Genomic DNA, 9,694 nt, shown 5'->3' on the forward strand with positions numbered 1-9,694 from the left:
TCTCGCATCCACGTCGGCAACTCCAAGACCGATGTACGCGACGCCTACGTCATCGCCCATGCCGGTCTTAACCTTCCAGACGCCCTGCGCAGCGTCGACCGCGTTGAGGAAGTCTTTACCCAGCCAAAAGTTCTCAACGGTATCGACGAAGACCTCGCCCGAGCCTACACACGCCTAATTAACCAGATGCGATCCGCGCTCGTGGGAACCAATCCTGCCTTCGAACATGTCCTGCACGGACAGATGATTCACCGAAAATGGATCCTCCACCTACTTGCAAAATACGGCGGCCCCACCAAGATTCGACGCATCGGTAAAACACGCCTAGCAGCCTTTGCGCGCAGTCACAAAGCGCGCAATCCCGAGCCTGTCATCCATGCCATGCTTGCTGCCATCCACACACAGACCGTGTCCATTGCCGGCGCAGAATACCCCGAACTTAGCGTAGCAATGTCCGCCAAAGACGCACTGGCCAAACTAGCACATCGCAAGGAAATAGAAGCACAGGTACTCAAGCTCATTCAAGACATTCCTCAAACCGAGATTCTTTTATCCATGCCCGGCATCGGCCCACGTAGCGCAGCACAGATCCTCATGACTGTTGGCGATATGTCCGACTTCCCCGATGCAGCGCACCTAGCGTCCTATGCAGGCCTATCACTGCGGACGACTCAGTCGGGAACGTCCATTATGTCGAATCGCCCAACCGCGCTGGCAACAAAAATTAAAGAACGCCCTATGGCAATCGTCTTTTGCATCGATCAGATTCCACGAGCGTTCCCGGCAATTCTATGAACGAAAACGCAAAGAAGACAAAAGACACAACGCCGCAGTCGTCGCACTCGCACGCCGACGCCTCAACGTCCTCTTCGCCATGATGCGAAAAGGCGAGCACTACCGAGACATCCCCACAATCCAGAAGGCCGCAGCAGCCTAAAGCCACCAGACCCCCATCCAAGCCGATTGCACAGCAAGCCCAACCGGCTCCTCAAGGTACCCAAAACAACATCTACGAGACGAAGCAGAAACCCTTCACACCACCAACAAGCCCACCCACGGAGTTGACAACCTATATAGGAACACCCCGACGAGGTGACGAGAATCCCCTCGTCGCTGTCGGACGGCGGTTTCCCGACCGGTGGCCCAGCCGCCGGCAAACCTCACCCGCGGCCGCCCGGGCCCTGTCCATGGCCAAGCCCGGTCTGGTGCCCCCCGGCACCAACGACTTCCGGTGCCGCCCCGGGACGGTGAATTGCCCGTCATCCTCATTCCCGGGACCGGGGAGGACTCCTACGCGAAATGGGCGGGCCTCGCGTCCCGCCTCGCCCGGGCCGGGCTGTGCGCCTACACGTTCACCGACAACCCGCTCGTCGTCGATGGACACCCCGTCGAATGGGCCGTGTTCAGCGGCGACATCCGCCACAGCTCGAAAACACTGGATTCCGTCGTCGACCGGGTGCTGGCCGCGACCGGAGCCCCGGCGGTCAACCTCGTCGGGTATTCGCAGGGCAGCGGACCCCTGCCCCACCACTACATCCGGGAGCTGGGCGGGGACCGGGTCGTCGAACAGCTCATCGGTACCGGTGCCTCGAACCACGGGCCCCGGGCGCACAGCGCAGCCGATCGCTTTGACGTCCACCCCGAGATGCGCCACGGATACTCCCGAAACGCCGGCAAAACGAACGCGCTTGCCTGGGAACAGCAGATCTCCGGTTCCATGCTGCTGAATGAGCTGACCATCGGCGACATCACTCGACCGGGCGTGCGGTACACCTTCCTGGGCACGCGGCACGACAATGCCGTGCTCCCCCACTAAAACTCCTTCGTGCGGGAACCCGGCGTCACCAACATCACCGTCCAAGACGTGTGCCCCGCCCACCGCACCGAGCACTACGGCTTCAATTACGACCCTGTCGCCCAGGGCATCGTCGAGGACCCGCTGACCGGGACGGCGTGGCGGGACCACTGCACCGGTACCGGACCGGAGCGATGGTCCTCGACGGACGAGGATCAGGCGCCCGGGGAGCCTCCCGTCCGGCACGTCCACGACTCGGCGTAGCGGCCGCCCTTCGCCAGCAATTCATCGTGCGTGCCCCGTTCTGCGACCGTCCCGTCCTCCGAAAGCACGACGATGAGGTCGGCATCGCGGACGGTGTGCAGGCGATGGGCGACGACGATCACGGTGCGATCGCCGCGCAACGCTTCCATCGTGCCAACAATCGCCCGCTCAGTGGCCGCATCCAGCGAGGACGTCGGCTCGTCGAAAAGCACCACCGGGGAATCCTTCAGAAGCGCCCGGGCGATGGCGACGCGCTGCCGCTCGCCTCCCGACAGCAGCGTCCCCTCCTCCCCCACCGGGTTATCCCACCCGGAAGGCAGTAGCTCCACGATGCGGTCCACCCCGGATCGCCGGGCGGCCTCGCGCAAGCGGTCTCCGTCGCCGGGCCCGGAACCGAATCCGGGGTCGGCGAAGACCACGTTGTCCCGCACGGACGCGTCGAAGAGGAACGTCTCCTGGAACACCGGGGTCACCAGCGAGTTCACGCCGTCGGTGCCGATCCGAGGCAAGGGCACCCCGCCAATGAGGATCTCCCCCGAGTCCGGATCATGAAACCGCGACAGCAGCCGCATGACCGTCGTCTTGCCCGCCCCCGAAGGTCCCACTATGGCGACCAGCGCTCCCTGAGGCGCACGGAAGCTGACGCCGTCGAGGACCTTCTTCTCCCCGTACCCGAAGCTCACGCCGCGGAACTCCACGTCATGCCCGTCGGGCAGCTCCGGTGCGGCAGGCTCGGGAAGGGCGGGGATCGCCCGCAGGTCACGCAGCGCAGCCAACGTGTTGCGGCCCGCGCCGAAACCGCCGGACAACGCTCCCGCCGTGGTGATCGGTCCGGTGAACTGGACGACCACAATGAGCATCGGCGCCAAATGCGCCGGTGACATCCCGCCCGTCGCGGCGACCGCCACGGCGACGACCACCGCCGCCGTGAACACCGCATGGACGACCGAGCCCAACCGTCCGATGGCCGCGCCTTGCGTCGACGTCGCCTTCGCGAACGCATCGTGTTGGGCCTGGATCGCCTCATCCACCATCGCGTCCGCCGCCGAACCGTCGCCCGCGGCGCGAATCACCTGCTGGCCGCGGGTGAACTCGATCAGCCTGCCGGAGACGGCAGCGACGGCGTCAGCATGCGCTTCGTCCGACTCCCCGCCGACCCGGCCAATGGCCCGGTAGGCGAAGAAGAGCACCGGCGCCGACGCGACGAGAACCAACCCGACGCGCCAATCCATCGCCAGAATTCCGAGAGCGATGACGGTCGGCGCAACCACAGCGGCGATGACGGGCCGCAGGATCACGTGCGGCACGGACGCCGCGAACGCCATGCCCGAAGACGCCATCTCCGAAAAGCGGCCGGCCGTGGACTTGGTGACGTACCCGAGTGGCAACGTCAGCACGCGTTCGCCCAGGGAACGCAGCAGGGACGACAGCACCGCTGCGGAATTCGCCCTGCCGACCGTCCCCGCGGCGAGGGACAGCACCGCATGGGCGGCCGCGAGGCCGGCGATGACGCCGGTGAAACGCCACGCCGTCGCATCATCTCCCTCGGCCAGAGCCGACAGCAGCGGCAGCAGCGCGACGAACGCCGCTCCCTGTGCCAGCGCGGCAAGCGCGGCCAACGCAATGAGCCACGCCAGCGTCATCTTCGAGTGCCGATCCGTCATCGACCACAAGTCCCGGATCATCGGTTCCCTGCCTTTTCATCGTCTGCTTCAGTGCCCCGCGGGGCGGATGGTTCGTCGTCGAGGGCGAACGCGCGCCACAGATCCCGGTAGCGACCACCGCGCGCAAGCAACTCGTCGTGGGTGCCCGCCTCCGCGACCGCTCCCCCATCGAGAACGAGGATGCGGTCAGCGTTGCGGATCGTGCTCAATCTGTGCGCAATCACGATCACCGTCCGCGAACGAGCCAAACGCTCGATTGCGGACTGAATGAGGGCCTCGGAAGCCGGATCCGCGTAAGCGGTTGCCTCGTCGAAGATGAGCACCGGCGCGTCCGTGACAATCGACCTCGCGATGGCCACGCGCTGCGCCTCACCACCGGAAAAGGTTACGTCGACGTTGACCACCGAATCCAGGCCCTTCGGCAGCGCCGCGATGACCGTATCGAGGTTCGCGAGCTTCGCGGCCGCCATGATTTCGCCGTCGGTGGCGTCTCTCCTGGCCAGCCGGATGTTCTCCCGCAAGGGCAGCGTGAGCAACTGCGGATCCTGGAACACCACCGACACCGAACGGTGCACGTCGCGCACGGCGATGTCGCGAAGATCGTCGCCGCCCAGCAGCACCGAGCCTTCGACAGGGTCGTGGAAACGCGCCAACAGCCGGGCGACGGTGGACTTTCCGGAACCGGAGGGTCCCACCAGCGCCGTGAGGGCCCCCGATTCGAACGTCGCGGACATCCCGTCGAGGACCCGCGGCCCATCCCCGTAGGAGAAGACCAGGTTCCGGACCTCGAGCGCGCCTCCGTGCACGGGCACCGGCTCGGCGGACTCGGTGATCGGCGGCGTGCCCAGCACCTCCGCGATGGACTTCAGGGCGGCGATCCCCGCGATGATGGGTTCGGAGTTCATAGCCACCCTCACGATCGCCGCGGAGAGTCCAAGGCCGAGAACCAGCCCGGCGACGAGACCCTCCGGTTTGCCGCCCGCGGTGTCCCTCAAAGCGAGGCCGGCGCCGCACACCACTGCGAGGACCGTGATCGGGGACGTCACCACGTCGATGAGCCCGAGATAGATGTTCGACTGCCGGGACCAGGCGGACCACGCGCGGACGAACGACGACGCCGCAGCATCGTAGCGGCCCGCGCCCTGGCTGGCGCGTCCGAAGGACTTCATCACCGGGATGCCGCGCACCAACTCGATGACCGCAGCCGTCACTTTTTCAGAGGCTCGCTCGTAGTCGCGCTGAAGACCGGCTCCGCGCGAAATCATCACGCCCATCAGGGCGAAGGTGACCAGCACCGGGACGACCGCCACCGCCGCGATCCGCCAATCGACCGCGACGAGCGCGATGAGGGAAAGCAGGGGAACCAGCACCGCCACCACGGTCTCGCCGACGGTGTGGCCCATGAGCTGGTGGACGGCCGCGACGTCCTTCTCAACCGACCCGATGATCCCCGACGAGCGCCGGGCGTCCAGCCAACCCAGCGGCAGCTTCCGGATATGGGCAACCAACCGGCGCCGGAGGTAGAGCTGCAGGTCGTTATCCGCCCGGTGCGAGAGCATGCCGGCGGCGCCGTCCGCAGCCATTCGCACCGTCGCGGCGACGACGATGACAACCACGGCCAACCACGTCCGATGCACCGGGGCCTCCGGGTACGTCATCGCGATGTCGATGATGCCGACCAGCGAAGCGACGGTAGCCACCGACGACAGGACGGACAACGCGACCACCGCACGCATCCGGGTCCGGATCGGGGCGAGCAGCGACCACGGGCCGACGGTCCCGTCCACGGCGCTCACTTCCCCGCCTCCCCGATCGCGCTTTTCTTCGCGAGAGTGCAGAAATACACCATGCCGGCGCGTGAGGCTCCGTCCAGCTTCAGCCCGTTGGCTTCGGCGAGGTCCTCGAGCTCGCTGCCCCGGAACACCCGGTGGCCCATCTTCGCCATGACGGCCATGTCGACCCGCTCGTTCACGTCGGGATCCTCGACGAACGTCTGCACGTAAGCGATGCCGCCGTCGGCGAGCAGCCCGGAGACCCTGCCGAGCGCGGCTCCCGCATCCTTCATTTGGTGGAGCGCGCCACACACCCAGATTTCACAGGCCCCGCCGGGCTCTCCCGCGAGCGGCGTGAGGATGTCGGCAACGTGGAATTCCGTCCGGGCCCCGAGCCCGTCGGCGGCGGCGCGTTCGCGGGCGATGCGGATCGCATTGGGCGACAGGTCGTAGCCGACGATGTTCGCCCTGCGATAGCGAGACTCAGCGGCGAGCGTGCGGGCGAGCCACCCGGTTCCGCAACCGAGGTCGAGGACCCGGGCCGGCGCATCCGGCCCGGGATCCAGCGCACGGAGCTTCCGGTACACGGCGGCGGCGTCCATCGGTTCGCGCGCATAGCGGCTTAGGAACCTCGGCTGGACCTTGTCCTCGTAGGCCGCGAGGAGCCTGCGGTTGTTCTGGACGATCTGGGCGATCGACTTCATCTGGTTCTGTCTCCGGGTGTGTGGGCCGCGTCCACGCGGCGGTTTCGGGTTAGATGCTCGGATTTGCGGGCCGTCATGCAGACTCCCCCGGCCTCGTTTTCACGGCGATGCCCCACGCCGCGAGCACGGCGATACCAAAGAACCAGGCCGCGCAGACCACCAGACCCGCAGCCCCGGTACCGTTGACGGCCTCGCCGGCCGCGGATACGGGGGTGTGCCCGGCGATTCCGCGCAGGAGGGGACGGAAGTGGTCGGCGGGCATGAGCACCGTGTTGACGAACATCGCAACGATTATCAACGGGATAAGGGCCACGGATCCCTGGGGGCTGGTGATGGAGAACGCGATGTACGTGCCGGTGCATGCGGCCGCCGCGGCAACCATCGCGCCGGTCACCGTGATCCTCCACCACCAGGACACCTCCAGGGGGCCGTCGGAAAGCAAGGCGGCCACCGCCGCGACGACGATCGTCATCGCCATGATCCGGATGAACTCGGCGATTATCCGTGCGGTCGGCACGGCCGCGTACGGTGCCGGCATTGTGATCAACCGCTCGTGGAGGCCATTGCTGCGTTCAACGAACACGGTGGACGATCCCGTGATGGCCAAGATGAACGCCCACGCCGTTACGACAAGGATAACCGCGTTCCGGAGTTCGAACTCTCCGGTGAGCTGCCTGACCAGGCTACCGAACATGCGGTTGACGATGAACAGGTACACGAGCGGAGCAATGAACGTCATGAACCAGAAGTCAGGGCGCCGCAGCCAAGTGTGGACGATGCGCCGCAGATGCACGAAAATGGCGTCGATCATGATTCGCTCCTCGAGGTGAACAGGCGGATGAACAGGACGATTCCGACGACCGTCGCGACACCGAGCCACAGGGCGGCCTCTTCCCCGGCGTGATTCGGGAAGGCGCCCGGGGACGCCGCCCTGATCACCTCGATCACCGGCGAAAAAGGCATGTGGCGCACGATGTCGCGCAGGGAGCCGTCCACAGCGGTCGTCGGAATGAACGCGGTGGAGAACATGAGCAGCAGCATTTCCAGCGCCTGGATCGATGAGGCCGTCGACACCGGAGCGGGCACCATCAGGATCACCCCGTCCGTGACCAGGGACAGGACCGCGGCGGCGAGCAGTGACCACAGGACTGTCCACGCGACGTCACCGAGAGCCATGTCGAGGCCACAGGCCCACGCGACGATCAGCAGCGCCGCGATCGACGCGGACATCCGCAGCACATCGGTGGCGAGCCTGCCGGCGACATAGCCGCCCGTGGCCCCGGGCAACACGCGCACACGGTCGACGAGCCCGGATTCGACGTCCTGTCCCACCGCCATCGCCGACGCCGCGGCGGTGAACATCGCCGCCTGGAACAGGCAGCCGCCGAGCACGAAACGCAGGTACCCGAAGCCGGATTGCCCTGCCGAGTACCCAAACACCGCGTACAGGCACAGCAGGAAGAGGGGAGGAACGACGAACATGGAGATCAGCGACGCGGTGTTGCGTCGCAACAGCAGCAGATCCCGACGGAGGAACGCCGCGACCGACGTCGCACTCATCGCGCCGCACCCCCCGCGTTCATCGATATGAACACCTCGTTGAGGGTGGGCGGCGACACGCTCAGCGAATCCGGCAACGCTTCCGAGGCCTCCATCGCCCGCGCCACCGCCTCGAGGACCTGCGGTCCGGGGTCGACGTCGAGGGACACCAACTTCCCCGCGACGCGGGCGCGGTCCAGACACGCTCCCCTTAGGCAGCGGGCGAATGCCTCCGCCTCGGCGGCGGTGGCGAAGGACACGCGGAGCACGTGCGACCCGAAGTCGCGACGCAATTCCTCCGGCGTTCCGCTGGCGACGATGCGGCGGTCCTTGAGCAGATGGACGTGGTCTGCCAGCGCCTCCGCCTCTTCCAGGTACTGGGTGGTCAGCACCAGGGTCATTCCGTCGTCCCGCAGTTGCCGGATGAAGCCCCACAACTCTTCGCGGCTGACCGGGTCCAGCCCCGTCGTGGGTTCGTCGAGGAACAGCAACCTGGGCACGACGCACAGCGACGCGGCGATGTCGAGGCGGCGCCGCATGCCACCCGAATAGGCCGACGCCAACGTCGAGGCACTGTCCGCGAGCGAGAATTGCGCGAGCAGTTCCGTCGCGCGGGCGGCCGCGTCGGCGCGGTCGAGTCCGCGCAGACGCCCGAAGAACTCCAGGTTCTCCCGGCCGGTGAGGTTCTCGTCGATCGCCGCGAATTGGCCGGTGGTGGCAATGTCGGCGCGCACGCCCGCCGGATCCTCTTTCACATCGCGCGAGAAGATGCTCACCTCGCCGGAGTCTGCGGTGATGAGCGTCGACAGGATTCGGATGAGGGTGGTCTTGCCTGCGCCGTTGTGGCCGAGGAACGACACGATCGACCCGGCGGGCACGGTGAAACTCACGCCGTCGAGCACATGCTTGCGCATCCGGGCGCCGCGCTTTCCCTTACGCCCGCCGTCCGGCGGAGCACCTGCCCCGCCTTCGGGCGCGGTGCCGGCTTTGCCCGCAATCGGGTAGCTCTTCGTGAGGTCGCGGACGACGATCGCCGCACCCCGTTCAGCTTGATCCGTCATCGTTTCTCCTTTTCTTTAGTGTCGCATTGGGCCGCTGCCGGCAGTGGCCCCGTGGTCGGGTTGTCATGCGGCGTTTCGATATGGATGCCCGCATCGCGGGCGAAGGCGAGGACCGGTTCGAGGAGCCGGGGGTGGCCGACGAGATCCCGGCACCCCGGCGCGACCGGCTTCCCCGCGACCGACGCAACGGTGGCGGCGGCAATGGCCGCGGTCATTTTGTAGGAACCCGGGCCAGTCGCCCGGACGACGGTTGTCTCGGCCGCCGACCCCGCATCGCCCGCGCCTTCCGCGACGTCACGGCCGCCCCGAGACGGGCGAGCAGACCGGAGACGACGGGCATCGCGTACAGTCTCGACGTGCGGATCTTCTCCACCGACTCATCGGGGAGAGCATCGAAGGCGACGTGGTAGGAATATCCGAGGATCGAGGGGCACACCTCGCGTACGACGTCGATGTCCGGGCATTCGTAGCCGATTCCGCTTTGCGACGACACCGGGTTGCGCCGCACTTCGACGATGGCGCCGCCGAGCATATCGCGGGTGGATGGTCGGCCACCCGCTGCGACCGGTGCGACGTGTACCAACCGCCCATCGTCCGTCTGCGATGCCACGGCGTCGCCGTCGCCCGTCCCGTCCGGGCCCGCGTCCCCGACTCCCCCTCCGGAGAGGGGTTCTCTGGTCGATCCACGTTTTCTGTTCATCGTCGCCGCCTCGCTTCCGTTGCCGATTCCCGATCGGGAACATAACTTGAAACAGTATTAGGTTAGGCAATCCTTATCTACTTATGCCAGACTCGAATTATTGACTTTGCCCCCGCTCCCCCCCATTTCGTTGTTAGCAGTTCCACCTCAGGGCACCGAAGATTCATAGTCTGTCCACCCGATTGGGCGGGCTAT

At 66.4% G+C, this 9,694-nt stretch carries 9 protein-coding genes and 1 pseudogene; 2 read left to right on the plus strand and 8 right to left on the minus strand.

The genetic code is table 11. The features are described from left to right. Positions 1–937, plus strand: a pseudogene (locus QP941_RS11360) (IS110 family RNA-guided transposase); the annotation flags it as partial. Positions 938–1,252: 315 nt separating this feature from the next. Further along, a complete protein-coding gene (locus QP941_RS11365) occupies positions 1,253–1,816 on the plus strand; it encodes an esterase/lipase family protein (protein WP_284767204.1) in 564 nt (187 codons plus the stop codon). A 194-nt stretch (positions 1,817–2,010) separates the two neighbouring features. Here the strand turns inward: QP941_RS11365 and QP941_RS11370 are convergent, their stop codons facing one another. From QP941_RS11370 to QP941_RS11405, 8 genes are all read right to left on the minus strand, one after another. Continuing rightward, positions 2,011–3,744: an ABC transporter ATP-binding protein gene (locus tag QP941_RS11370; protein ID WP_284769408.1), complete on the minus strand. Its 1,734-nt coding sequence runs from the start codon at positions 3,742–3,744 to the stop codon at positions 2,011–2,013. Further along, positions 3,741–5,519, minus strand: coding sequence for an ABC transporter ATP-binding protein (locus QP941_RS11375; protein ID WP_179387189.1), 1,779 nt, complete (start codon positions 5,517–5,519; stop codon positions 3,741–3,743). The genes QP941_RS11370 and QP941_RS11375 overlap by 4 nt, the downstream gene beginning before the upstream one ends. Then, a complete protein-coding gene (locus tag QP941_RS11380) occupies positions 5,516–6,199 on the minus strand; it encodes a class I SAM-dependent methyltransferase (RefSeq protein WP_034668635.1) in 684 nt (227 codons plus the stop codon). Before QP941_RS11380 ends, QP941_RS11375 begins: the two co-directional genes overlap by 4 nt. 73 nt (positions 6,200–6,272) lie before the next feature. Beyond that, positions 6,273–7,010, minus strand: a complete 738-nt coding sequence (locus QP941_RS11385) for an ABC transporter permease (RefSeq protein ID WP_005325972.1) — start codon at positions 7,008–7,010, stop codon at positions 6,273–6,275. Then, entirely contained in the window at positions 7,007–7,759 is a 753-nt protein-coding gene (locus tag QP941_RS11390; RefSeq protein WP_005325973.1) for an ABC transporter permease, read from the minus strand. The genes QP941_RS11385 and QP941_RS11390 overlap by 4 nt, the downstream gene beginning before the upstream one ends. Further along, on the minus strand, positions 7,756–8,799 hold the full coding sequence (locus QP941_RS11395) for an ABC transporter ATP-binding protein (protein ID WP_284868994.1): 1,044 nt from the start codon (positions 8,797–8,799) through the stop codon (positions 7,756–7,758). The genes QP941_RS11390 and QP941_RS11395 overlap by 4 nt, the downstream gene beginning before the upstream one ends. Beyond that, positions 8,796–9,014 (minus strand): hypothetical protein, encoded by a 219-nt coding sequence (locus QP941_RS11400; protein WP_284868995.1) that lies wholly within the window; start codon positions 9,012–9,014, stop codon positions 8,796–8,798. The genes QP941_RS11395 and QP941_RS11400 overlap by 4 nt, the downstream gene beginning before the upstream one ends. Continuing rightward, positions 9,011–9,409, minus strand: coding sequence for a hypothetical protein (locus QP941_RS11405; RefSeq protein WP_284844495.1), 399 nt, complete (start codon positions 9,407–9,409; stop codon positions 9,011–9,013). Before QP941_RS11405 ends, QP941_RS11400 begins: the two co-directional genes overlap by 4 nt. Positions 9,410–9,694 lie beyond the last annotated feature (285 nt).

The organism is Corynebacterium sp. MSK150 (genome assembly GCF_030229215.1).
Taxonomy (GTDB): domain Bacteria; phylum Actinomycetota; class Actinomycetes; order Mycobacteriales; family Mycobacteriaceae; genus Corynebacterium.

What these genes read in the sequence shown, in the direction of transcription:
- QP941_RS11370 (WP_284769408.1), bottom strand. Translation starts at nt 3,744, where the DNA reads ATGATCCGGGACTTGTGGTCGATGACGGATCGGCACTCGAAGATGACG.
- QP941_RS11380 (WP_034668635.1), bottom strand. Translation starts at nt 6,199, where the DNA reads ATGAAGTCGATCGCCCAGATCGTCCAGAACAACCGCAGGCTCCTCGCG.
- QP941_RS11385 (WP_005325972.1), bottom strand. Translation starts at nt 7,010, where the DNA reads ATGATCGACGCCATTTTCGTGCATCTGCGGCGCATCGTCCACACTTGG.
- QP941_RS11390 (WP_005325973.1), bottom strand. Translation starts at nt 7,759, where the DNA reads ATGAGTGCGACGTCGGTCGCGGCGTTCCTCCGTCGGGATCTGCTGCTG.
- QP941_RS11395 (WP_284868994.1), bottom strand. Translation starts at nt 8,799, where the DNA reads ATGACGGATCAAGCTGAACGGGGTGCGGCGATCGTCGTCCGCGACCTC.
- QP941_RS11400 (WP_284868995.1), bottom strand. Translation starts at nt 9,014, where the DNA reads ATGACCGCGGCCATTGCCGCCGCCACCGTTGCGTCGGTCGCGGGGAAG.